This is a genomic window from Flavobacterium sp. GW821-FHT11G01, assembly GCF_058808175.1.
This window is the reverse complement of the sequence record NZ_JBXARK010000001.1, coordinates 208,349-232,581: the sequence shown is the minus strand read 5'-3', so window position 1 is coordinate 232,581 and position 24,233 is coordinate 208,349. Positions and strand designations below refer to the sequence as shown.

20 protein-coding genes and 1 pseudogene are annotated in these 24,233 nt (G+C 33.3%); 9 read left to right on the top strand and 12 right to left on the bottom strand.

Annotated elements, in window-relative coordinates; translation table 11 throughout:
- The first annotated feature begins 3 nt into the window (after nucleotides 1-3).
- The 7 genes from AC1RRN_RS01040 (at nucleotide 4) to AC1RRN_RS01010 (ending at nucleotide 6,706) form a co-directional block, all read left to right on the top strand.
- Nucleotides 4-1,134 (top strand): peptidylprolyl isomerase, encoded by a 1,131-nt coding sequence (locus tag AC1RRN_RS01040; RefSeq protein ID WP_492965491.1) that lies wholly within the window; start codon nucleotides 4-6, stop codon nucleotides 1,132-1,134.
- Between the two features lie 218 nt (nucleotides 1,135-1,352).
- Nucleotides 1,353-2,249 carry an EamA family transporter gene (locus AC1RRN_RS01035; protein WP_492965489.1) on the top strand — a complete coding sequence of 299 codons (897 nt, stop codon included), beginning with the start codon at nucleotides 1,353-1,355 and terminating at the stop codon, nucleotides 2,247-2,249.
- A gap of 87 nt (nucleotides 2,250-2,336) precedes the next feature.
- Nucleotides 2,337-2,693, top strand: coding sequence for a DoxX family protein (locus AC1RRN_RS01030; RefSeq protein WP_492965487.1), 357 nt, complete (start codon nucleotides 2,337-2,339; stop codon nucleotides 2,691-2,693).
- A gap of 25 nt (nucleotides 2,694-2,718) precedes the next feature.
- Nucleotides 2,719-3,426: an aquaporin Z gene (gene aqpZ / locus AC1RRN_RS01025; protein ID WP_492965486.1), complete on the top strand. Its 708-nt coding sequence runs from the start codon at nucleotides 2,719-2,721 to the stop codon at nucleotides 3,424-3,426.
- A gap of 93 nt (nucleotides 3,427-3,519) precedes the next feature.
- Entirely contained in the window at nucleotides 3,520-4,347 is an 828-nt protein-coding gene (locus AC1RRN_RS01020; protein ID WP_492965485.1) for a sterol desaturase family protein, read from the top strand.
- A 120-nt stretch (nucleotides 4,348-4,467) separates the two neighbouring features.
- Nucleotides 4,468-4,746, top strand: a complete 279-nt coding sequence (locus tag AC1RRN_RS01015; RefSeq protein ID WP_042563191.1) for a DUF2805 domain-containing protein — start codon at nucleotides 4,468-4,470, stop codon at nucleotides 4,744-4,746.
- A 100-nt stretch (nucleotides 4,747-4,846) separates the two neighbouring features.
- Entirely contained in the window at nucleotides 4,847-6,706 is a 1,860-nt protein-coding gene (locus tag AC1RRN_RS01010; RefSeq protein WP_492965484.1) for a M61 family metallopeptidase, read from the top strand.
- Nucleotides 6,707-6,785: 79 nt separating this feature from the next.
- Here the strand turns inward: AC1RRN_RS01010 and AC1RRN_RS01005 are convergent, their stop codons facing one another.
- Nucleotides 6,786-7,229, bottom strand: a complete 444-nt coding sequence (locus tag AC1RRN_RS01005) for a hypothetical protein (protein ID WP_492965482.1) — start codon at nucleotides 7,227-7,229, stop codon at nucleotides 6,786-6,788.
- Between the two features lie 71 nt (nucleotides 7,230-7,300).
- A pseudogene (locus tag AC1RRN_RS01000) lies at nucleotides 7,301-9,585 on the bottom strand (GH92 family glycosyl hydrolase).
- A gap of 228 nt (nucleotides 9,586-9,813) precedes the next feature.
- Between AC1RRN_RS01000 and AC1RRN_RS00995 the strand changes: the two are divergent.
- Nucleotides 9,814-10,437 carry a M949_RS01915 family surface polysaccharide biosynthesis protein gene (locus tag AC1RRN_RS00995; RefSeq protein ID WP_492965481.1) on the top strand — a complete coding sequence of 208 codons (624 nt, stop codon included), beginning with the start codon at nucleotides 9,814-9,816 and terminating at the stop codon, nucleotides 10,435-10,437.
- Nucleotides 10,438-10,492: 55 nt separating this feature from the next.
- Here the strand turns inward: AC1RRN_RS00995 and AC1RRN_RS00990 are convergent, their stop codons facing one another.
- Nucleotides 10,493-11,089, bottom strand: coding sequence for a GNAT family N-acetyltransferase (locus AC1RRN_RS00990; RefSeq protein WP_492965480.1), 597 nt, complete (start codon nucleotides 11,087-11,089; stop codon nucleotides 10,493-10,495).
- Between the two features lie 250 nt (nucleotides 11,090-11,339).
- Here AC1RRN_RS00990 and AC1RRN_RS00985 point away from each other — a divergent pair, with 250 nt between their 5' ends.
- Nucleotides 11,340-14,168 (top strand): M16 family metallopeptidase, encoded by a 2,829-nt coding sequence (locus tag AC1RRN_RS00985; RefSeq protein ID WP_492965479.1) that lies wholly within the window; start codon nucleotides 11,340-11,342, stop codon nucleotides 14,166-14,168.
- A 72-nt stretch (nucleotides 14,169-14,240) separates the two neighbouring features.
- Here the strand turns inward: AC1RRN_RS00985 and AC1RRN_RS00980 are convergent, their stop codons facing one another.
- The 9 genes from AC1RRN_RS00980 to AC1RRN_RS00940 form a co-directional block, all read right to left on the bottom strand.
- The gene (locus tag AC1RRN_RS00980; RefSeq protein WP_492965478.1) at nucleotides 14,241-14,597 is read right to left on the bottom strand and encodes a hypothetical protein; all 357 of its coding nucleotides are present in this window, start codon (nucleotides 14,595-14,597) and stop codon (nucleotides 14,241-14,243) included.
- A 122-nt stretch (nucleotides 14,598-14,719) separates the two neighbouring features.
- Nucleotides 14,720-15,898 (bottom strand): AIR synthase related protein, encoded by a 1,179-nt coding sequence (locus AC1RRN_RS00975; protein ID WP_492965477.1) that lies wholly within the window; start codon nucleotides 15,896-15,898, stop codon nucleotides 14,720-14,722.
- A gap of 197 nt (nucleotides 15,899-16,095) precedes the next feature.
- On the bottom strand, nucleotides 16,096-17,574 hold the full coding sequence (locus tag AC1RRN_RS00970) for a carboxypeptidase-like regulatory domain-containing protein (RefSeq protein WP_492965476.1): 1,479 nt from the start codon (nucleotides 17,572-17,574) through the stop codon (nucleotides 16,096-16,098).
- 74 nt (nucleotides 17,575-17,648) lie between these two features.
- Nucleotides 17,649-19,025, bottom strand: a complete 1,377-nt coding sequence (locus tag AC1RRN_RS00965) for a CsgG/HfaB family protein (protein ID WP_492965475.1) — start codon at nucleotides 19,023-19,025, stop codon at nucleotides 17,649-17,651.
- 52 nt (nucleotides 19,026-19,077) lie between these two features.
- Entirely contained in the window at nucleotides 19,078-19,539 is a 462-nt protein-coding gene (locus AC1RRN_RS00960; RefSeq protein ID WP_492965474.1) for a curli assembly protein CsgF, read from the bottom strand.
- A gap of 60 nt (nucleotides 19,540-19,599) precedes the next feature.
- Nucleotides 19,600-20,334, bottom strand: a complete 735-nt coding sequence (locus tag AC1RRN_RS00955; protein ID WP_492965473.1) for a CsgE family curli-type amyloid fiber assembly protein — start codon at nucleotides 20,332-20,334, stop codon at nucleotides 19,600-19,602.
- Between the two features lie 4 nt (nucleotides 20,335-20,338).
- On the bottom strand, nucleotides 20,339-20,815 hold the full coding sequence (locus AC1RRN_RS00950; protein WP_492965472.1) for a hypothetical protein: 477 nt from the start codon (nucleotides 20,813-20,815) through the stop codon (nucleotides 20,339-20,341).
- Nucleotides 20,816-20,880: 65 nt separating this feature from the next.
- Nucleotides 20,881-21,504 carry a hypothetical protein gene (locus tag AC1RRN_RS00945; RefSeq protein ID WP_492965471.1) on the bottom strand — a complete coding sequence of 208 codons (624 nt, stop codon included), beginning with the start codon at nucleotides 21,502-21,504 and terminating at the stop codon, nucleotides 20,881-20,883.
- A gap of 415 nt (nucleotides 21,505-21,919) precedes the next feature.
- A complete protein-coding gene (locus AC1RRN_RS00940; RefSeq protein WP_492965470.1) occupies nucleotides 21,920-24,109 on the bottom strand; it encodes a glutamine synthetase III family protein in 2,190 nt (729 codons plus the stop codon).
- Between the last annotated feature and the right edge of the window lie 124 nt (nucleotides 24,110-24,233).

Here is a 24,233-nt window from a genome sequence, read left to right as displayed (position 1 = left end):
ACGATGAAATTTAAATTTCTATTTTTATTTTGCCTTGCAATTGTAAATATTCAGGCACAGACGACAAAGAAACCTGTTGCAAAACCAAAAGCTGCACCAGTAAAAACAGTAGCTAAAGCAGATCCAAATGACGGTATATTTGCTACTATTTCTACAACAAAAGGAGACATTATTGTTTCTTTAGAATATGTAAAAGCTCCTGTTACTGTAGCTAACTTTATCTCTTTGGCAGAAGGTAAAAACCCTAATGTAAAAGTGGAAAAACTAAAAGGGAAACCATTTTACGACGGATTAAAATTCCACAGAGTTATTAATGATTTCATGATTCAGGGTGGAGATCCTGATGGAAATGGTTCCGGTGGTCCCGGATATTCATTTAAAGATGAATTTACTGAAGAATTAAAATTTGACAAAGGCGGTATTTTGGCAATGGCAAATTCCGGTCCTGCTACCAACGGAAGTCAATTTTTTATCACGCATAAAGACACACCTTGGTTGAATGGAAAACATACTATTTTTGGACATGTAGTTTCTGGAATGGACAATGTAAATAAAATTGTTCAGGATGATATCATGACAAAAATTACCATTACACGTAAAGGCGCAGCTGCTAAAAAATTTGATGCTGTAAAAGTTTTAACTGATGAGGCTAAAAAAGGAGAGGCTAAAAAACTAGAATCACAAAAAGTGGTTAAAGATAAAGCTGCTTATTTTGAAGCAACAAAAGCGAAAGCTACTACAAATGCCTCTGGTTTAAAATATGTAATAACGCAAAAAGGAACTGGTGTAAAAGGTGCTGAAGGATCTAACATTTATTTTCACTATGCAGGATATTTTGAAGACGGAAGCCTTTTTGACAGCAGTATGCCAAGTGTAGCAAAAGCATATGGTAAATATGATGCTAACAGAGATGCGCAAGGAGGATATAAAGCTTTTCCTTTTACTGTGGGTAAAAAAGACGGAATGATTCCTGGATTCATTGAAGCTCTTGACATGATGACGGACGGAGAAAAAGCAATTTTCTTTCTTCCTGCAAATTTAGCTTATGGCGAAAAAGGTGCCGGAGGTGTAATTCCGCCAAACGCTACTTTAATTTTTGAAATTGAAACATATAAAACTCAACCAACGAAATAATTAGAACTAATTATTTAATAAATTACAAAGCCATCAAATCACAGATTTTGATGGCTTTTTTGTTTTGACCATTTTCAATATTTTGACAAATCTTCAATTTACAAGAAAAATTTACTCCAGAAGCAATGGTAATAATACTGTTTGTGTCAATTTTCTGCTAAATCATAAACAAAATAGCTTACCTTTGCCGGCTTTAATTTTTTAAAAGATAAATTCAGATGTCACAAAACAATGTATTAAAAGGAGTGTTTTTAGTTGCTTTAGGAGCTACAACTTACGGAATGTTAGCCACTTTTGTGAAAATGGCGTATTCTGAAGGATATACAACTGCCGAAGTAACAACATCTCAATTTGTTTTGGGGATTATTGGAATTCTATTAATTAATACTTTCCAAAAAATTAAGCACAAAAACAATGTTGTAAAAGCCACTCCTAAAAACATTTTTAGCTTAATGCTGGCAGGAACTTCTTTAGGAATGACAAGTTTGTTTTATTATTTGGCTGTAAAATATATTCCGGTTTCTATCGGTATTGTTTTATTGATGCAAACCGTTTGGATGGGCGTTTTACTGGAAATGATTTTAGAGAAAAAATTACCATCAAAACAAAAAGTAATTGCTGTTTTCATTGTTCTTATCGGAACTGTTTTGGCTACTAATATCATCAATAACGATATAAAATTAGATTGGCGTGGAATTGCATGGGGTGTTATGGCGGCAGCTTCTTTCACTACAACTATGTTCACTGCAAATCGTGTAGCTACCGAAATTTCATCAGCTCAAAGAAGTTTATATATGCTTTTAGGTGGAGCTATAATTGTGTTTTCATTTGCTTTTGTCACTCAGGTAACACCATTTAATCTGGAAATTTTTATGAAATGGGGAATTGTGCTGTCTTTATTCGGAACTATTATTCCGCCAATGCTTATGAATGCTGGTTTTCCGTTAACCGGAATTGGTTTAGGAAGCATTGTTTCAGCTTTAGAATTACCTGTTTCAGTAATGATGGCTTATGTCCTTTTAAACGAAAAAGTAATCTTTTCTCAATGGGTCGGAATTGTTTTAATTATCCTGGCCATTATTATAATGAATGTAAATTTTAAGCGTAAAAACTAGTTCATTTTACATAGTATTAAAAAAAAGCTTCTTGTAATGTTATAATTGTTAATTTTTTTATAAATTCGTGATAAACAATACGATATCATGAACTTACCCTGGCATTTATATTTAATGGCTTTTCTGTATATAGTTGCTGGAATTAATCATTTTAGAAAACCGGGAATGTATATCAGAATCATTCCACCTTTTTTTAAAAATCCCAAATTGATAAATACTTTAAGTGGAGTTGCCGAAATACTTTTAGGCATTCTTGTACTTTTTCCTTTTTCAAAAAAATTTGCTGCATGGGGAATTATAGCATTGCTAATAGCTATATTTCCTGCAAACCTATTCATGTTTCAAGATAAAAAAGCTAGTTTCGGCTTGCCAAAATGGATTTTATTTGTACGTTTGCCCTTACAAATTGTTTTAATTTATTGGGCTTACCAATATACATTCTAACATTAACCATTAAATTATTTTTATTATGAAAAAATTATTTGCAGAATTTTTCGGAACCTATTGGCTGGTATTTGGAGGTTGCGGAAGCGCCATTTTCGCCGCTGGAATTCCTGAATTAGGAATTGGATTTGCAGGAGTTGCTTTAGCTTTTGGTTTAACTGTATTAACGATGGCTTACGCTGTTGGACATATATCGGGTGGACATTTTAATCCTGCGGTTTCTTTTGGTTTGTGGGCTGGTGGAAGATTTCCGGCAAAAGATTTAATTCCATACATCATTGCACAGTGTATTGGAGCAATTGCAGCAGCAGGCACTTTATACACGATTGCACTAGGAAAAGCTGGTTTTGTTATTGACAATACTAAGGCTGGAGCATTTGCATCTAATGGTTTTGGGGCATTTTCTCCAGATGGATATTCGCTGCAATCTGCTTTTATTGCTGAGTTCGTACTAACCTTGTTTTTCTTATTGATAATTTTAGGAGCAACCGATAAATTTGCAAACGGAAGATTTGCCGGCATTGCTATCGGATTAGGTTTAACTTTAATTCACTTAATAAGTATTCCAATTACTAATACTTCTGTAAATCCTGCAAGATCATTATCACAAGCTATTTTTGTTGGTGGAGAACCATTATCTCAGGTTTGGTTATTTTGGGTAGCACCAATTTTAGGAGCAATTGTGGCCGGTTTTATTTATAAGTCATTACTTCAGAATCACGACGAAGCATAATTTTTTTACTGAATTATAAAATTTTAAGAGAAAATCAGATATATTTATATTTGATTTTCTCTTTTTTATTGATTGTAATAAAAGCATATTACCATGAATGAAATTATTGCTTATTTCAGTACAATTCCCTCTTCTCACCGCAGTTTAATCTTGGTTGGAGGGATTACTATTTTTTGGCTGATCGAAAATACATTTCCGTTATTCCAAATGCAATATCGAAAGTGGCATCACGCCGGAATTAACTTTTTCCTGACATTTACGACGATTATTGTCAATTTTGTTTTGGCTTTTATCCTAATTAAAACCGCCAGCTGGACAACAGAAAATCATTTCGGAATATTAGAATGGTTACCCGAAATTCCAATATGGTTATACACTATTATCGGATTGCTTCTTTTAGATTTAATTGGCGCTTATCTGGCTCATTTTGTACAGCATAAAGTAAAAATTCTATGGCGCTTTCACCTCATTCATCATACTGATACCTGGATTGATACTACGACAGCCAACAGACATCACCCTGGTGAAAGTATAATTCGTTTTTTATTTACCACTGCAGGCGTTTTAATTGTGGGAAGTCCGATGTGGATGGTTTTTCTTTATCAATCTTTATCGGTCGTAGCTTCCCAGTTCAATCATGCTAATATTTCTTTACCAAATAGATTAGATGTTTTTCTGAGTTATTTTATTGTTTCTCCCAATATGCATAAAGTTCATCATCATTATGTATTGCCTTATACAGATAGCAATTATGGAAATATTTTTTCTGTTTGGGACCGGCTTTTTGGTACTTTTACCACCTTACCAAAAGAGGATTTAATTTACGGAGTCGACACTCATATGATGCCTGAAGAGCACAACAAATTGAAAAATTTATTGCAAATTCCGTTTCAAAAATCAAGATCTGTAAAAAACAGTTAAAATCATTAAAAAAAATATCCCTGATCGTACCAACTAATTATTTTTTTTATTAATATTGATACTTAAATTGAAAATCAATCTATTAATCATTAACCCCTATTTTGAATTAATTTTCACGTGATGAAAAAGAGTAACCGCAAAGAGTTGAGCTGGGAACAAACAGAAAAACTTGTTTCGTTAGCCTTGGAAGAAAGAAATCCATTTGAAATTATTAAAAAAGAATTTGGATTGGCAGAAAAAGAAGTTTTGGAAATCATGAAAAAGAAAATGCCGCTTGAAAAATTTGAAATGTGGAAAAAGAAGGCTATAGCAAATAAACCAAAACCAAAACCCGTTAAAATAGATGATTTTGATGAAGATCTGGATGGTAAATATTATATAAAGAACAAACTAGATTAGCATAAAACTCCTGAATTTCAGGAGTTTTTTTTATATTTATCTAAGGACTGTAACAATTTTCTATTTTATAAGTCAAATACACATAACTAAACGCGAACAAATGAAAAAAATAATTTACACCTTAGCCCTTGCTGTAACACTATGGAGCTGTAAAACGGGTAGTACATCAGGTGCTGCAAAAAGCAATACTGTAGATGTAAACATTAATCTTACAGATGTGAAAGATGATAAAGTACTGGTAACGGTTACTCCTCCGGCGATTAAAACGGACGAAATTATCTACAGTATTCCAAAAACAGTTCCCGGAACTTATTCTACAGATAATTATGGAAAATATTCAGACGACTTTAAAGCCTTTGATGCTAAAGGAAACACTTTGACTGTAAAAAGAATTGATGATAATTCATGGTCAATCTCTAATGCAAAAACATTAAAAAAGATTACCTACTTAGTTGGAGACACTTTTGATACTGAAAAAGGAGCTGGTTTTGGAGGCGGAGACGTTTTTTCTCCAGCTGGAACTAACATCAACGCCGGAATCAACTTTATGGTTAATACGCATGGTTTTGTAGGTTATTTTCAAGATAAATTAGATGTGCCATATAAAGTTACCATTACGCATCCTGAAACATTATGGGGTGCAACTTCTATGACAGATACTGACGAGAGCAAAACAAGCGATGTTTTTACAACGCCACGTTACGCTGTTTTAGTTGAAAATCCAATTATGTATTCTAAGCCTGATTATACTACATTCAACGTAAATGGAATGGATATTTTGATTGCCGTTTATTCTCCGACAGGAAAATTTACTGCAGAAAGTATTACGCCGGAAATGAAAACGATGATGACGGCTCAGAAAAACTTTTTAGGAAAAGTAAATGCTACTAAAAAATACACTGTTTTATTGTATTTATCAAGCATGACCAAAGATGATGCACATGGATTTGGAGCATTAGAACATCCAACGGCAACAACGGTAGTTTTACCGGAATCGATGCCAAAAGAAAAATTAGTGGAATCAATGAAAGACGTGGTTTCACACGAGTTTTTTCATATTGTAACGCCATTAACTATTCACTCAAAAGAAATTCAGTTTTTTGATTACAATGATCCAAAAATGTCAGAACATTTATGGATGTATGAGGGAGTAACAGAATATTTTGCAAACCTTTTCCAAATCAATCAGGGTTTAATCAATGAAGATGAATTTTACACCCGTATTGCTGATAAAATTGAGCAGGCTAAAAGATTAAATGACACTATGTCTTTTACCAAAATGAGTGCAAATGTTCTTCAAGAGCCTTATAAAGATCAATACTTAAATGTATACCAAAAAGGAGCTTTAATTGGAATGTGTATTGATATTATTATCAGAGAAAAAAGTAATGGAGAAAGAGGAATTCTTGATTTAATGCATAAATTATCAAACGAATATGGTGTTGAAAAACCATTTAACGACAATGAACTTTTTGCTAAAATTACCGAATTGACTTATCCGGAAGTTGGAGAATTTTTGACTAAATATGTAGCCGGAACAACTCCAATTCCTTACGATTTTTATTTGGCAAAAGTTGGCGTAACTAAAGCATCTGAGAAAAAAGCAGGATCCATTTTTATTAAAGGGCAAACTCCATATATTGGTGTTGACAAAACAACGAAAGCAATAAGTGTTCGTCCTGATATTGACTTAAATGCGTTCTTCACTAATTTAAATCTTAAAGCTGGTGATGGAATTGTTTCTATTAACGATAAAGCATATAACTTAGACAACATTTATGATCTAATTGGAGAAAGCGAAAACTGGAAAGAAAATGATCCGATTACAGTTAAAATAAAACGTGCTGGTGCTGAACAAACTATCAAAGGAACTGTGAAACTACCATATGAAGAAACAGAAACTTTTAAAGCTACAGATGCCTCAAAAGAGAAACTTAAAAATGCCTGGTTAAAAGGATAATAATTCTTTTACTCATCATAAAAAAACCGACAAGTGATTGTCGGTTTTTTTGTTTTTTGTCAGGATGACAATATTGCGTTTATTTCTTAACTGGAAATTTCCAGTCAAATTCGTCTTTGTCATTAATGATCGCACCAATTTCAAATTTCACTACTTCATCAAATTCAGTTTGAAGAATAAACCAGTTGTCTTCATTAAAATAGTTTTCAAAAGTATCAAAAGTTTCCTGAGTATATTTTGTAATTCCTTTTGTTGCCAAATCTTTCTTTACATCAGCAATTTTTCTTCCGATTATTTTGAATCCAAAAACTTCTAAATCATTGCTTGAAGCTACTAAATAACCTAATTTTGAGTCTTCTTCTTCATAAAATGTCAATCTGATTTTTTGTGCATTGTATACAAAAATCACATTATCATCTTCGTCTTTATAATTCTTATCCGGTTTTCCTAAAGCAGCCGTAACATCGTTTTGCTTCATTCCGAAAAGCAATTTGTCAATTCCCGATTTTAGATTTATTTTCATATGGATTTTATTAAATTTTGAAGTACAAATTTCGTGAAGTTTTTTTAAACTCTCGTATGTTTGCCTTTTTATTAATTTTGATAATTCTTCTTATTCGGTTTACTGCTCATATAAAATGTAATTTTTCCACCATTCATAACATTTTCATGTTTAAGGAAAGATTTCGAAAGTTCTTTTCCGTTTAAAAGCACTTTGCTTACAAACACATTTTTATCGGATTGATTAACTGTTTCAACTTCAAATTTCTTTCCGTTTTCTAAATTAAAAATTGCATTTTTTACCAACGGACTTCCCAATGCGTATTCATCAGAACCAGGTGCTACAGGATAAAATCCTAAACTGCTAAAGATATACCACGCACTCATTTGTCCGAAATCATCATTTCCACCCAAACCGTCAGCACCGTTTCTATACATTTTTTTCAGGATCATTCTGATTTTGTCCTGTGCTTTCCAAGGTGAATTTGTCCAGTTGTACAAATAAACCACATGATGAGATGGTTCATTTCCATGCACGTAGTTTCCAATAATTCCTTCCCTTGTAATATCTTCTGTATTTTCGAAATATTTGTCTGGCAAATGCATGTTGAATAACGAATCTAATCGAACATTGAATTTGTCATTTCCACCCATCATTTTAATCATTTCTGCAGGATCTTGTGGTACGTACAAACTATAATTCCATGAATTTCCTTCAATAAAACCTTGTCCGTGAGTATCTAACGGATCAAATTCTTTTTTGAAAGTTCCGTCGTTTAGTTTAGGGCGCATGAAACCTGTTTTTGCATCATAAACGTTTTTATAATTTTTAGATCTTTCAATAAATTCATTATAGATTTCCGTTTTACCTAATTTCTTCGCAGCCTGAGCAATTGCCCAGTCATCGTATGCATATTCTAAAGTTTTTGAAACCGAAGAACCATTTTTATCTTCAGGAACATAACCAATCTTCATATAATATTCCAATCCGTCATAATAGGGTACTTTTGCTGTATTAATACAAGCCTGAAGTGCTTTTTCCGGATCGAAACTAGTATTACCTTTTACAATTGCATCTGCTACCACAGAAACCGAATGGTACCCAATCATACACCAGTTTTCATTGGCATAATGTGACCAGATTGGCAGCATTTTATGCACACTTTGGTCTGAATGTGCAAGCATCGAACTCACCATATCTGAATTTCTAGTTGGCTGAACAATATTAAAAAACGGATGCAAAGCCCTATACGTATCCCACAACGAATAACTGGTATAATTTTTAAAGTTCTCGGCTTTATGAACATTCATGTCCAAACCTTTGTAATTTCCATCTAAATCCATGTATTCTGTTGGACCTAAAAAAGCATGGTACATTGCGGTATAAAAATTCACATAATCTTCTTTTTGAATGGCGTCAATCTGAATTTTATTCAATTCATTATTCCACACTTCCTGACTTTGTTTTTTTACTTTTTCAAAATCCCAACCTGGAACTTCTTTCTTCATATTTTCTAAAGCTCCCGCAGAACTTACAGGTGATAAGGCCATTTTTATTTTGATTTTTTCACCTTCTTCAGTATTAAAATCAAAAAATAATTTTAAGTTTTGTCCTGCCATTTCCGGGAAATTTTTGGTTTGATCAAATCTTCCCCAAAAACCTCTATAAACACTTTTCTCCTGCGCTGCTTGTCCGTAACTCTTAATTGGTTTACTGAAAGACATCGCAAAATAAACTGTTCTGGTTCTTGCCCAGCCATTTGTTTGTGATATCCGGTAATTAAAGTATCATTTTCAATGCGAACAAATGTCCAAACATTCTTTTTATCGTAATTGTAAATTCCTGAAGTTAAATCCAGAATGATATGTGCTTCATCTGACTTTGGAAAAGTATATTGATGCATTCCCACGCGCGTTGTGGCTGTTAGTTCTGCTTTAATATTATGATCTTCCAAAAGAACGCTATAATACGCCGGCTCCGCTTTTTCGGTTGTGTGAGAAAATGCAGAACGATATCCGGAATGTGGTTTTGAAGCTACTCCTGGATTCAATTGCAACTTACCATTTGTCGGCATGATTAAAAAGTCGCCTAAGTCAGAATGTCCAGTTCCGCTGAAATGAGTGTGGCTGAAACCTACGATTGTTTTGTCTTCATATTGATATCCTGCACAATATTTATAGACATTACCATTATATTTTCCGTTTAAACCGTAAGCAATCGTATCTGTTTCAGGGCTTAATTGTACGCTTCCAAAAGGTACAGTTGCACCAGGATAAGTGTGTCCCATTTTTGCAGTTCCAATCATTGGATCTACATATTGAATCAAATTTTGTTTTTCAGTTGTTTTTTTCTGAGCATTGGCAACGCATCCAAGCATTAAAAATGACAATCCAAAAAGAATCTTTTTACAATTTAATCTATTCATTGGGCGGTTTTTTTTTAATCATTATTTTTTGGACAAAACAATATCAGGTATTTACTAAAACGTTTTATCAATATTTTTAGGTTAGAAAAATACAATAAAATATGCTTTTTAAAAAATATAAATTTCACTGAGCTGAAAAGGTTTTAAATATCTTTGATTCACTAAAATGTAATCCCATTCATGAAAAATTATATTTTCACATTGCTTCTTTTTTCTACCACATTTATTTACGCTCAAAAAGTAGAAAGTTACAGACTTACAAAAGAACAAATTATAGAACGAGAACTGGACGGTACGACAGACTTTCCAATCTATAAAGCGTTTGAATACAGTGATAAAGGCGGCGTTTATGAACTACTTTTATGCGAAAATCAAAAAACAATTACTAAAAAAGATACGCTAAATACTAAAATACAAGCCATTTGCACAATTAATGATCACGGAGGTTTTCTTGAAAAGTGGCGCATAAATGATCTTCTTGAAATTACAGAACCAAATGAAACTAATATCTGGTTTTGGACAAAATATTGCAGTACGAAAGATATTGACGGAGATGGTTATATTGAACCTATTATTATTTACGGAACAAGAAATGAAAATGATGAAATAAGTCGCGTTAAAATCATTACTATTTACAAAAACAAAAAATACGTAATTCGTGCTGTCGAATGCGATCTTGACTATTGCAGAAGTTTTAAAAAAGATGCTAACTGGAATTTATTACCACAGAAAATAAAAACTTATGTAGATAACTTAGTCGAGAAAATAAGAAAAGATCAGGGATTATTATTGAAAAATGGTTAGAGAATTCAATATCAAAAAGTCCAGCACTACAATATTGGTCACCCTATGCCTCTTTTTACAGCTTGCGCTTTAGATTTTCTTTTACTTCTTCAAACCATTCGTTTCTCAGAATACTTAAAACAATAGAGTCACGACGAACTTTACTGTTGGCTGTTGGCATATGGCTTCTTAAAACACCTTCGACTTTGCAACCAATACTTTTCATTGCAGCAATACTTCTTTCGTTGTTATTATCGGCGCGGAATTCTACTCTTTCTAATCCAAGGTTTTCGAAAGCAAATTGAAGTAATAGAAATTTACAATGCTTATTAAGACCAGTTCCTCTAAAAGCAGAACCATACCAGGTGTAACCTAATTGTACCGTTTTATAGGAAAGCTGAATATCGTAAAAACGAGTTGAACCAGCGTATTTTTGAGATTTTTTATCGAAAACAATGAAGGGAAATTCTCTTTTTTCGTCTCTTGCTTTTATTGCTGATTGAATGTAATTAATAAGGTTTTCTTTTCCGTCTGCTCCCACTAAAGAATATTTCCAGGTTTCTGGTTCATTGATGGAAATATCCAAGAGATTTTCGATGTCGGTAAGTTCTAACGGACGAAGTAAAACCATTTCGTCTTCGAGTACTAAATTTTGCGGAAAATTCAAATTCATATCTACACTATTTTGGACGAATACAAAGAAACGAAGTTCTTTTAAACATTAACCATATAAGATGTCAAAAATTAAAAATCAAGTTTTACAACAAACGTTAGTTGTGCCAGTTTTACTTAAAAATTAACAGAATTTAACTTATTAACATTCAATATTTTATTCTTTTTATTTCATTAATTTCGTTTTAAAATTCACTAACCAATTTATTTTAAGTAAAAAAAAATCAAGTTTAAACCACAAAAGCCAAACCATGAAATCAAATCTATTTTTAATACTTCTCTTTGTTTTTTTTACTGGATTTTCTTCTTATTCGCAAAATCAGAATAAAACAAGCCAGTCGAAGGAATTTAAGGTAGAATTTGAACAGTTTACATTAGATAACGGGCTAAATGTAATTTTTCATATTGATCGCTCTGATCCGGTTGTTGCTGTTGCTTTGACGTGTCATGTAGGGTCTGCCAGAGAAACTACAGGCCGTACCGGATTTGCCCATTTATTTGAACATTTACTTTTTCTCGAATCAGAAAACTTAGGAAAAGGAGGGCTTGATAAAATGAGCGCACGAATTGGTGGCTCTGGTGCAAATGGTTCAACAAATAGAGATCGTACGAATTATTATCAAACGGTACCTAAAGATGCTTTGGAAAAAATGATTTGGGCAGAAGCCGATAAACTAGGTTATTTTATTAATACAGTAACAGATCCGGTTCTTTCCAAAGAAAAACAAGTGGTTAAAAATGAAAAAAGACAGAGTCACGATAATAAACCTTATGGAAATACCCTTGCCGTAATTGATAAAAATTTATATCCTGCTTCACATCCGTATAGCTGGGAAGTTATTGGTTCTTTGGAAGATTTACAAAATGCGACACTAGATGACGTAAAAAATTTCTACAATCGCTGGTATGTGCCTAATAATGTAACATTAACCATTGCTGGTGATTTTGATACAAATCAAGCAAAAAAATGGGTGGAAAAATACTTTGGTGAAATAAAACCTGGCATAGATATTCCGAATATGGAGAAGCAGACTGTAACGCTCACAGCAACTAAAAAACTTTATTATGAGGATAATTTTGCCCGTTTACCGCAATTAACGATTACCTGGCCATCTGTTTATAAATATCACCCTGATAGTTATGCGTTAGAAGTTTTGGCCAATTATCTTTCAATAGGTAAAAAAGCACCTCTATACAAAACACTTGTAGAAGACAAAAAAATGACCGATGATGTCGAGATGTTTCAATATAATTCTGAAATAGCGGGTCAGTATTTTGTTCAGATTACCGCTTTTGATAAAACAAATTTAAATGAAGTACAAAAAGGAATAAACGAATCGTTTAAAAATTTTGAAGCCGAAGGAATTTCACAACAAGATTTAAATAGAATTAAAGCCACACAGGAAACCGCTTTTTACAATAACTTAGCAAGTGTTCAGGGTAAAGGATTTCAATTGGCCCAATATAAGATTTTTGCGGGAACGCCAGATTATATTAATCAGGATATAAAAAATATCCTTGCAGTAACTTCTGAAGATGTTATGCGGGTTTATAATAAATATATAAAAGGAAAATATTTTATAGCTACGAGTTTCGTACCAAAAGGTCAGGCGAATTTAGCTTTGGAAGGTTCTGAGTTAGCTGTGCTTGAGGAAGAAAAAATAATTAACGGTAAAGAGGATACTTTTGATGCCAGTATTGCAGCTACGTATAAAAAAACACCTTCAGCTTTTGACAGAAGTGTAGAGCCTCCATACGGACAAAGTCCCGATGTAAAATTGCCAGTGGTCTGGAGAAAGAAATTATCATCTGGTATAAACGTTTTGGGTATTGAAAACCATGAAGTACCTCTTGTTCAGTTTCAATTACAAATTAAGGGCGGAATGCTTTTAGAAACTGCAAATAAAATAGGCGTTTCTAATATGGTGGCACAATTGATGACAAAAGGAACACAAAACAAAACACCTGAACAATTAGAAAATGCAATCGAAAGTCTTGGCGCTGTAATTGACGCTTATGTAACTGATGAAGCTATTTTTATTACAGGCAATACCCTGGCAAAAAACTACAATGAAACAATGAAACTGGTTCAGGAAATAGTACTTACACCACGTTGGGATGCAAAAGAATTTGATTTGATCAAACAAAGTACTTTAAGTAAAATTCTAAAGCAAAAAGCAAATCCAAGCAATATTGCAGATAATGAGTTCAAAAAATTAATTCACGGTGAAACATCTATTCTATCAAATAACCTCATTGGAACCGAAAATTCTGTAACAAATATTACTATTGAAGATTTGAAAAATTATTATACAACGAATATTTCGCCATCTATATCCAATTTTCAAATCGTTGGTGCCATTTCTGAGAGAGATGTGAATAATTCTTTAAATTCCTTAAATGAAAATTGGAAGCCAAAAGATGTTGTTATTCCTAAAATAGAAAATACAAAAGGAGTAGTAGCCAAATCAAAAATTTATTTTTATGATGTTCCTGATGCAAAGCAATCTGTTATTCGAATAGGATACCTTGCTCTTGCTGCTACTGACAAAGATTTTTATCCTGCCAAAGTAATGAATTACCGTTTGGGAGGAGGTGGCTTTGCCTCTGAACTGACACAACAATTAAGAGAAGGAAAAGGATATACGTATGGAATCAGATCTGCGTTTCAAGGTTCAAACAACAAGGGTCCTTTTACTATTGATAGCGGCGTGAGATCCAATGTAACTTATGAATCAATTAGTTTAATAAAAGAAATAACGGAGCAATACGGTAAAAAATTCGGCAAGAGTGATCTTGATGTCAGTAAAGACTTTTTAATTAAAAGTAATGCACGAGCATTTGAAACTTTGTCGGCTAAACTGAATATGCTTTATGAGATCTGCAATTATAACTTTCAAAATGACTATGCTAAACAGCGTGAAAACATTGTAAAAAGTATAACAATTGAGGAGATTCAAAAACTTTCTGACAAATATTTAAATGTTAGTGAGATGATTTATGTAGTAGTAGGCGATAAAAAAACACAGCTGCAGAAATTGGAGCAAATAGGTTTTGGAGCACCAGTTCTTTTAAATTAATAACAGAAATGGCAAAAAAATAAAATCGCGTATAAATAAAAACTGTCCCTAAATTGGGACAGTTTTTTATAATTATTCACTCATTTCGTCATAACGCTCCGGAACCTGCGGATCATAAAGCGGACATTTGAATTCTTCCATTATGTCGACCAATTTATTCATGGTTTTTCCTTCTGTTCCGTAACAATCGATTTTAATACTTTGCGGTGTTGAAATTACCTGAAAAGCACCTTTTCCTTTGGTATTTTGCCAGCTGTTTTCATCTACTTTTTCCCATTCAGAGAATATCGAAGCGATTCGGTTTAAGATTACTTCAATAGGAAGAATCTCTAATCCATCAACTTGTTCTTTTTCAAGAAGTGCCTCATAAACTTCGTGATGATTCAAATAAATCTCATCTAAATATCTCCAAAAAAGTAGTTCGTACATAATAAAGTTTTTTTAAACCATATAAGTAATATAAGTTCATATTAAAAAATCGTCTTTCGCAATGTTAGACGCACTGCTGTGCGCCTCTACAAAAAACCTTTGTACCTCAGTACCTCTAAAAATTAATATTCAAATGTTCCGTATTCGCTAGTAATTGTTAATTTCTTAGCATCAGCCGCTTCTACTCTACCCACAATTTGTGCATCAACATTGAATGATTTTGAAATCGCAATAATATCCTGAGCAATATTTTCAGGAACATAGATTTCCATACGGTGACCGCAATTGAAAACCTGATACATTTCTTTCCAATCTGTTTTTGATTGTTCCTGAATTAACTTGAACAATGGTGGAACCGGGAATAAATTATCTTTTATAATGCGTAAATTCTGAACGAAATGTAAAATTTTAGTTTGCGCTCCTCCACTGCAATGCACCATTCCGTGAATTTCATTTGGAGTATACGTATCTAAAATTTTCTTGATAATTGGTGCATAAGTTCTCGTTGGAGAAAGTACCAATTGACCAGCATTTATTGGGCTGTTTTCAACCTCATCTGTTAAGTTTACCTGACCTGAATAAATTAATTCTTCAGGAACAAGGGCATCATAACTTTCCGGATATTTTTTAGCTAAATATTTTCCGAAAACATCGTGACGCGCAGATGTCAATCCGTTGCTTCCCATTCCGCCATTATAGCTTTTCTCGTAAGTTGCCTGTCCAAAAGAAGCCAAACCAACAATTACATCGCCCGCTTTAATATTAGCATTATCAACAACATCGCTGCGTTTCATACGAGCTGTTACGGTAGAATCTACAATAATGGTACGAACGACATCTCCAACATCTGCAGTTTCTCCACCAGTTGAATGAATGGTTACACCAAAAGATTTTAATTCGTTGATTAATTCTTCCGTTCCGTTGATGATTGCCGAAATAACTTCAGCAGGAATTAAGTTTTTATTTCTTCCGATAGTAGACGAAAGCAAAATATTATCTGTTGCCCCAACACATAATAAATCATCAATATTCATGATTAAAGCATCCTGAGCTATTCCTTTCCAAACTGAAATATCTCCGGTTTCTTTCCAATACATATACGCCAAAGACGATTTTGTACCAGCTCCGTCAGCATGCATAATTAAGCAATGATCTGAATCCTGAGTTAAGTAATCAGGAACAATTTTACAGAATGCCTGCGGAAATAAACCTTTATCAATATTTTTTATGGCGTTGTGTACGTCTTCTTTTGATGCTGAAACACCTCTTTGTGCGTACCTTTTGCTAGAATCTGAACTCATGAAAATTAGTTTGTGTTGATGTGGTGCAAAGATAACCAGTTTTTTTAAATCTTAGGTTTATACCAAATTTAAAATTAGATTTTATTCTAACTTAAATCCTGATTTTATTTTGTTTTTGATTCACAAAAAAATCGGCAGTTTTTGATCTCTGCCGATTTTTTAGAATTAAATTGTTTTGAAAATCTTATTATTTTATATTATTTCCAATCAGGCATTGAAGCATTTTGAAATAAGGTAGTCCTTGTGGTATCATCTGTTGTACTGACTGTTTGAATATTTTTAGCAGACAAACCATCATTCGATGTATTCACAAAAATTACTTTTGCTTCATTTGGCGAAAACTTCACATCTAAATCGTTAAAACCATTTTCTTTATTAGAAGCCAGTTCTGCTGAAGTATTTGTTGCTACCGTGTAAATAAATATTCTTGAATCTAATCGTCTGTAATTTGCATTTTCGAATCCTGAAACATCTCTGGTATACACAACACGTTTATTGTCAACAGAAATATCAATTCCGCTTGCACCGCCCGTTACTCCTGAAAGCACTTGGTATAAAACAGTTCCGCTCATATTTATTGCATAAATTTCAACATTGTAACCTGAAACATCATTTACTTTTAGGATAATCTGACTTCCATCCCTGCTCCATTCACATTCAGAAATAAATTTACCATTTGGCGTTTTAAATAACTGTACTAAACCTGATCCGTCAGAATCAATACGGTAGAGTTTGTCAAAATTTGGATAAATAATTTGTTTTCCGTTTGTACTCCATGCATAACTAACATTATCCATATTAAAACCAGCTATAGGGACAAAATTTGTTATTTTTTTGACATCTGTGCCATCCGGATTCATACTGAAAATTTGATTTAGAGATCCATCAGAACTGATATAAGCAATTCTGTTGATGCTTAAATTTTTTCTCGGTCTGTAACTATTCACTTCAGCTGAAGACAATTGGAGTTCATTTCCGGCTTCATCTGCTGTAAAAATTACATTGTTGTTTTTTATCTTTTTAACATACATATATCTCGGATTTGGGAAAGCCAATGTTCTAAACGAATTTGTCACGCTATTTATAGGCTTATTAATTCCGTCATCGACAGTTACCTGCCAATAATATTTTGTGCTAAAACTTAAATCTTTAATATTTAAAGTTGTCGTTTTAAGATCAGAATAGGTTTTAACTTCATCTGTCGTTCCATTTTTCACGGTAACTGTATAAGTAAGCGGATCTCCTTCCGGATCTTTAGCAGTCCAGGTCAGGTTAAGACTTAAAGCCTGACCAACAGCATTATCTGCAGGAGCCGTAAGCACGGGAATTTCTGGCGGTTTATTAGTAGCGGTTGACACTTCTAACTCAAAAATAACTTCAATTTCAATATCTTTTTCAATTGTAGCAGGTACAAATCTGGCAATAAAACCATCTTTTTGAGCCTGAAATGCATATTTACCACCTGGCACTTTATCGATTTTAAAGTATCCATCTTTATCTGTATAAACAGTGCTTGTAGTTGGACTAGACGACACACGGGCATTTTCGATTCCTGTGTAGGTACGAACATCAACAACTCTTCCTTTTATTGATCCTGTTCCTGTTTCGTCAAGTTGTTCTTCACTGCAAGAAATTAAAAGAATAAAGCATACCAAAATTTTAAATCCTATTTTCATTTGAGACTGAATTTTATTAAACTTATATTGAACTTAATCCTTTAATCTTTAATAATTAATGATTAAAAGGCTGCCTATTTTTTCTTGTAATTAAGATTTTTCGGAAAATAATATGTCATTCCTAAACCAAACCGATAGAAATAATCGTCACGGACTCCGGCTATCTTATGATCGACATTATCGCTAAAAGCAGCATTAAATTCGCCGTATAATTTGAGCCCAACATGTGGTGAAACAAGATATTCGACTCCTGCTCCAGCCTGAACTTTGGTATGAAAATTTTCGCGATGATGATCGAATTCAAATCCTGTTCCGGCAAAAAAGAAAGGAGAAAATACGTCCCGGGGCAATACGATGCATTCCAGATTTAAATCTAAAGACAGATAACCATAATCCATATAATTTTTATTTGCTACCTGAAAAGCATTTGATGAAGCGCTCAGGTTAAATGTTGGCGAAAAAAAGTACTTCACGGCTCCTCTTATCATTGGCATAGGTTCCGGATTTGGATAATCTCCCTGCATTAGGGTTGTTCCTCCTACGGCTTCAATTCCAAATCGGGCTCTTCTGTTTTCGCTTAAATTTCGGTTATATAATTGTGCTAAATCGGCTTCGTTTTTCTCCTTATCATATTCCGCAACAAAATCGTCAATTTGTTTTTGTGGCGCGTTTACCTCCCAAAGTTTATCTTTGATTCCGTCTACAATAAGTCCTTCAACCGCTTTTTCGATTGCCTCTGTCACCGCCATCTGAATGGGTTCATTTCGGGTAAAACCCGTTTCAACTTCTAAAAGTCTGTTTAAATTAACGTATCTGAATAAACTTGCATCGACACTTTGTGATAAAATAGTTTTAGAAACATAAACGGTATTCAATATTTTTCCGTTTGAGGTTGATACCAATCTCAAATAGACAGTTACGCGATCTTGTCTATATTGTGTTGACCCCCCAGCGCCAAAATACCTTGCTCCAAAACCACCTGTAATAATATTGGTATCATAAGAAATAATTCCCCCTTCCAGCAGTACTCCTGCAAATAAAAGAGGTGTTAAGACTGCTTCATTGGCTTCTGTTTTTGATGCATATTCCTGACGTGTTGAACGAATAATGTTTCTTTCATTTAAAAGGTTTCCTAAATTTTCACGTTCTATGGGTATAAACCATTTTGAGTCTTGCAAAGCTTTTATTAAAATAGATGTTGCTCCTTGTGTAACAGCAGTACTAAATGTACTTCCCAATTCGGTAGGTTTATACTGCCCGGTTTGGTCTTTAAATTTATAAACACCTACAACTACCTGTTCTTTTGGTTTTGGCATTTCTACTAATACAGTGGTTGCAGGAGTACTTTCTCCAAATACTGCTTTCTGCACTCCAACAGGTTGATTAAAATAAGCTCCGCATCCCGTGAACAGGAAAGTTACTAATAATAGAAAAAGGGGACTTTTATTCATAATTTTCAATTATTTATAATACTAAATGAACCTAACTACTATAAAACTAAATCTATTGACCTGGTAAAATTACTTGTGTCTGTTCGCCGGTCTCTGTATCCAGTACGTCGACTACCAATCCTAAATTAGAATGGTAAATATCAACTGATAAAGTTCCAAATACATAACTTCCGGGAGCAAGTGTACCTGTGCCTGTTCCAGTACCTGTGCCCGTTCCAGTACCACTTCCTGTACCTGTACTACTTCCGAATTGATTTTCGAATAATGAATTTGAAAGTCGGTTCAGTAATTGATTATTCAAATTGCTTTTGAAACGTTCCAAATCGGTCTGCTGTTTATATGCCGAATTGCTATCTTCCTTGTAATCATTCTGGGCCTGCGCCGAACTTAACAGCCAGGGATAGTTGAAAGTTTCGCCTCCAAAATTTGGATTTGCAGCTTTATATGCCAGGTTTTGTGCTATTGAAACAGTAGTAAAACCAAATAAGCAAACGAGTAACGCTATAGTTTTCATATAGATACTTTTTTATTATTTTGAACATTAAATTGTTATCGAAAAAAGACACTCAATTGTTTAATATTGAGTAATCATTTTATTTTGCTTTTCCTGATCTTTAAAATACTTGAATAATTTTGAAGCGGCTGATTCTGCCATGTATTTTAAAAAATCTTCATCAGGACGTGAAATAAACTCCTCTATAATATTACTGTCTACTAATATTGTGATTTTTGTTGTGCGTCCAAAAGTCAATTCCTCCTGAACGGTTACAATTTTAGTAGTATGAACTTTTAGTTTAGAATATTGAGCGTAAAACATATCATAATAATCATTTCCCAATTTTGTTTTGGTATCATTGGCCACGATTCCAACCATTTCGATACCATCAACAGGAACAGATTTTTCTGCGTCTGATTCTGTTTCTTCATTAAAAACAATTCGGTCTTTGCCTATTATGGCATTGCTTTCGTCATAAATCAATAACATTACAATTACTTCATCCTGTTTGGTATAATTTACCTGTGTTTTAGATAGTTCTACTTTTTGAATGGGTTCTAATGTTACTCTTCCGTCTTGAGCGTTTGTTGATTTATTTGAATTTGATTTGTTTTTCTTAAATACACTTAGCTTATATGAAATATTCTTAAACTCTGATTTTAAATTTTCTACAGTTCCGGTTATAAACAACAAATTCTCGATTTCCTTAACTTCTATTTTCGCTTTTACCTCTTTGTAAACGGTTTGCGAAAATCCGTTTTCAGAAAAAAAAATTAAAAAAACTGCAACAATTATGTTCAGATACTTTTTCATGATCTTAGCGATTGAATACGTAAATAGTACCCGAATTTCCAGACTGATTAATGATCATATCTTTGGATATCGAATTTGATCCTGTACTGAAAATCGTTAAATTATTGCCTTCCTGATTGACTTTCATTTGTTCATCTCCGCGGGAGTATAATGAAACATCACTTATATAATTATTGTTGCCTGACTGTATATAGGATTGGTTTATTTCGTCTGCTTTTTTGTAGACATTCATGTAGTTATTGTTACCAGTTTGCTGTGCAGTTACATTAGCATTATTACTGATAATAGTTAAATTGGCTTGATTATAATTGCCAATTTGAGCGATTTTGACTATATTATGACTAATAATATAGTGATTTGGATTTTGATTGCGATTGTTTGATTCATTCATTGCTATAACATATTCATTTATATTCCCATCGACTGATTGTGAGAATATAATTCCTGTAAAAAGAAAAAATATGATTATTGTAGCTTTCATAATTTTTGAAATAATAAAAAAAGGAAGAACTGATTGTATCAAGTCCTTCCTTTTTCTGGTTTGTTTTAGTTAGATTGGATTACTAAGCTTCCGTTAAGTGCTCCAACTTGAGTAACAGTGCTATCATGGCCCCATCCAAATTGTGCTGTAGCTGCAAAGTTAGCGATTCCATACTGTTGAATACTAGAATCGTTAAACAATCCTGCTTGAACTGTCAAAGCATTATTGAATATTCCGTATTGCTCAGTAGAAGCATCATTGCCAAATCCTACCTGAATTGTTGCTTCATTATTTAACCAGCCAACTTGTGTAGAAGAAGCTGTGTTGAAATCACCAAGCTGGAAGATATCAGAAGAGTTGTCTGCTCCAAACTGAGTAACATAAGCTTGATTTCCAATCCAGAATCCTTGAAAAACATTTGAATCATTGTCATCTCCTATTTGAGTTACAACGGCAAGATTTCCAGCTCCTAATTGAAGAATTTGAGAGTCATTGCCCTCCCCATATTGCCCAACAATAGCAACGTTTGCAATTCCGATTTGGTCAACATCAGATACGTTGTCCTCACCAACCTGAACTACTAATGCGCCATTTAATAAACCAGCTTGGTCTACATCACTGTTATTGTTTTGCGCAAAGGCAACGCCTACAAACAGCATCGCGGAGATGCTTAAAATCACTTTTTTCATAATAAATATATTTAATTGGTTATTAATACAACTTATTATGTAGGTTCGCAATTTGGGGTTATGCAGGTTGGCAACTTGGGGGAAGAACGGGGGCTTAAAAACATCATTTGAAAATAAAAATCTATGCTTATTTTCTCAATTTCATATTCAAAATTAGAAAACTTATCGAAAATCGAAACAGGTATAAATACCTATTTTCCAATATCTTAATGCCTTTTCGATGAACTGTGAAACTATGTCGATGAACTGCCGTTTTTATTTTTTGGCACTATAAGAAAAAGACTACTTTTTACAATTTCCTTACATTTAAAGCCAAACAATTGTTAAAAAAGAGACCTTCCAACGTTTATTTTAACATTATCACAAAAAAAGCCTGTCTTTTTAGGACAGGCTTTAAGTGAATGTTTTCTATATATTACTTGGTAAACAATAATTCTCTGTATTTTGTTAAGGTCCAACTTTCATCGTCAACCAATAATTCTAATTTATCACAGTGATTTCGAATATCTTCAAAATAGGGCTTTACATTATTACAATATGTTTCTGCCATTTTTTGGGCATCGGTCAATTGATTTGCTTTCTTTCTTTCATTGGTCATTGCCAATACTTTAGAATTAATTCCTTCAATATGACCAGAAATCTCTTTAATTAGAACGATTTGTTCTTTTGCAATGGTTTCAAACTCTTTTCCGAAGATTTCTTTTAAACCTTTTACGTTCTCAATTAAGGTATTTTGATAACGAATTGCTGTCGGAATAACATGATTTCTGGAAATATCACCTAAAACTCTTCCTTCAATCTGAATTTTTTTAGTGTATTCTTCCAATTCAATTTCATAACGGGCTTCAGCTTCTACATGATTTAGAATTCCTAATTCATCAAACAAATCAAGTGCTTGTTTTGAAACTTTAGCTTTAATAGCTTCCGGAGTAGTTTTAAAATTACTTAAACCTCTTTTAGCTGCTTCTTTTTCCCAGGCATCACTATATCCGTCACCTTCAAAAAGTATTTTTTTAGATTGTTTGATGTATTCTCTTAAAACATTAAAGATGGCATCATCTTTTTTCATGTCTTTAGAATCAATCAAATTATCAACCTCTATTTTAAAATCTTTTAATTGTTTGGCTACAATTGCATTCAATGTAGTCATGGCATTCGAACAGTTTGCATTTGAACCAACTGCTCTAAACTCAAATTTATTCCCTGTAAAGGCAAAAGGTGATGTTCTGTTCCTATCAGTATTATCTAAAAGAACGTCCGGAATTTTACCCACAACATTCAGTTTTAAATCGGTTTTTTCTTCTGGAGATAATTTACCTGTTGTTACACTTTCTAATTCAGATAAAACTTTTGTTAATTGTGCTCCAATAAAAACAGAGATAATAGCCGGCGGCGCCTCATTTGCTCCTAACCTGTGATCGTTACTTGCGGTTGCGATAGAAGCTCTTAATAAAGTCTCATAATCATTTACCGCTTTTATAGTATTGATAAAGAAAGTCAAAAACTGTAAATTACTCATTGGCGTTTTACTCGGACTCAACAAATTAACCCCTGTATCTGTCGCTAAAGACCAGTTATTATGTTTTCCTGATCCGTTTACGCCTTTAAATGGTTTTTCGTGAAATAATACTTTAAAATCATGACGTTCTGCAACACGCTGCATTACATCCATTAATAAAGAGTTATGATCTACAGCAAGATTCGTTTCTTCAAAAATAGGTGCCAACTCAAATTGGTTTGGCGCTACTTCATTATGACGCGTTTTTACCGGAATTCCCAATAACATACATTCTTGCTCTAAATCTCTCATGTACGTTAAAGCACGCGTTGGAATTGATCCAAAATAATGATCGTCAAGTTGTTGTCCTTTTGCAGAGGTATGTCCTAATAAGGTCCTTCCTGTCATCATTAAATCAGGACGTGAATTAGCCAAAGCTTTATCAATAAGGAAATATTCCTGCTCCCAGCCTAATGTTGCTGTTACTTTTTTGACATTTTTATCAAAATAGCGACAAACCTCAGTTGCAGCTTCATCCATTGCCGATAATGCTCTTAATAACGGAATTTTATTATCTAAAGCTTCACCTGTGTAGGCAATAAAAACAGTCGGAATACATAAGGTTGTTCCATAAATAAAAGCTGGAGAAGTTGGGTCCCAGGCTGTATAACCTCTGGCTTCAAAAGTATTTCTGATTCCGCCATTAGGAAAACTTGATGCATCAGGTTCTTGTTGTACTAATTGTGCTCCCCCAAATTTTTCTACAGGATCACTTCCGTCATATGATGTTTCAAAAAAAGCATCATGTTTTTCTGCCGTTGTTCCTGTAAGCGGCTGAAACCAGTGTGTATAATGTGTAACACCTTTGGCCAAAGCCCATTCTTTCATTCCCATGGCGATATAATCTGCCAGTTTTCTGTCTATTTTAGTTCCGTGCTGAATCGCATCCCTAACTCCTTTTAAAGCATCAGAAGTTAAATATTGCTTCATTGCTTTTTCATTAAACACATTTGAACCAAAAATGTTAGACTTTCTATCAATTTCTTCAAAATGTACTGGCTTTCTTGTAGAAGCTTCTTTTAAAGCTTGGAAACGTAATGTTGACATGTATATAAGTTTAAAGATTCGTAATAAATTTCACTAAAAAAAGAGGAACAAATATAAACAATAATACAGCCTATTTAAAAGATATATTTTAGAAATTTATGTGGCAATATTTCAATAGAAGGTC

Excerpts from the sequence above, each read along its gene's own strand:
- AC1RRN_RS00990 (WP_492965480.1), bottom strand. The coding sequence starts at position 11,089 with ATGAATTTGAATTTTCCGCAAAATTTAGTACTCGAAGACGAAATGGTT.
- AC1RRN_RS01020 (WP_492965485.1), top strand. The coding sequence starts at position 3,520 with ATGAATGAAATTATTGCTTATTTCAGTACAATTCCCTCTTCTCACCGC.
- AC1RRN_RS00975 (WP_492965477.1), bottom strand. The coding sequence starts at position 15,898 with ATGAGTTCAGATTCTAGCAAAAGGTACGCACAAAGAGGTGTTTCAGCA.
- AC1RRN_RS00940 (WP_492965470.1), bottom strand. The coding sequence starts at position 24,109 with ATGTCAACATTACGTTTCCAAGCTTTAAAAGAAGCTTCTACAAGAAAG.
- AC1RRN_RS00985 (WP_492965479.1), top strand. The coding sequence starts at position 11,340 with ATGAAATCAAATCTATTTTTAATACTTCTCTTTGTTTTTTTTACTGGA.
- AC1RRN_RS00955 (WP_492965473.1), bottom strand. The coding sequence starts at position 20,334 with ATGAAAAAGTATCTGAACATAATTGTTGCAGTTTTTTTAATTTTTTTT.
- AC1RRN_RS01040 (WP_492965491.1), top strand. The coding sequence starts at position 4 with ATGAAATTTAAATTTCTATTTTTATTTTGCCTTGCAATTGTAAATATT.
- AC1RRN_RS00995 (WP_492965481.1), top strand. The coding sequence starts at position 9,814 with ATGAAAAATTATATTTTCACATTGCTTCTTTTTTCTACCACATTTATT.
- AC1RRN_RS00970 (WP_492965476.1), bottom strand. The coding sequence starts at position 17,574 with ATGAAAATAGGATTTAAAATTTTGGTATGCTTTATTCTTTTAATTTCT.
- aqpZ (WP_492965486.1), top strand. The coding sequence starts at position 2,719 with ATGAAAAAATTATTTGCAGAATTTTTCGGAACCTATTGGCTGGTATTT.
- AC1RRN_RS00950 (WP_492965472.1), bottom strand. The coding sequence starts at position 20,815 with ATGAAAGCTACAATAATCATATTTTTTCTTTTTACAGGAATTATATTC.
- AC1RRN_RS00945 (WP_492965471.1), bottom strand. The coding sequence starts at position 21,504 with ATGAAAAAAGTGATTTTAAGCATCTCCGCGATGCTGTTTGTAGGCGTT.
- AC1RRN_RS00960 (WP_492965474.1), bottom strand. The coding sequence starts at position 19,539 with ATGAAAACTATAGCGTTACTCGTTTGCTTATTTGGTTTTACTACTGTT.
- AC1RRN_RS01010 (WP_492965484.1), top strand. The coding sequence starts at position 4,847 with ATGAAAAAAATAATTTACACCTTAGCCCTTGCTGTAACACTATGGAGC.
- AC1RRN_RS00980 (WP_492965478.1), bottom strand. The coding sequence starts at position 14,597 with ATGTACGAACTACTTTTTTGGAGATATTTAGATGAGATTTATTTGAAT.
- AC1RRN_RS01005 (WP_492965482.1), bottom strand. The coding sequence starts at position 7,229 with ATGAAAATAAATCTAAAATCGGGAATTGACAAATTGCTTTTCGGAATG.
- AC1RRN_RS01030 (WP_492965487.1), top strand. The coding sequence starts at position 2,337 with ATGAACTTACCCTGGCATTTATATTTAATGGCTTTTCTGTATATAGTT.
- AC1RRN_RS01015 (WP_042563191.1), top strand. The coding sequence starts at position 4,468 with ATGAAAAAGAGTAACCGCAAAGAGTTGAGCTGGGAACAAACAGAAAAA.
- AC1RRN_RS00965 (WP_492965475.1), bottom strand. The coding sequence starts at position 19,025 with ATGAATAAAAGTCCCCTTTTTCTATTATTAGTAACTTTCCTGTTCACG.
- AC1RRN_RS01035 (WP_492965489.1), top strand. The coding sequence starts at position 1,353 with ATGTCACAAAACAATGTATTAAAAGGAGTGTTTTTAGTTGCTTTAGGA.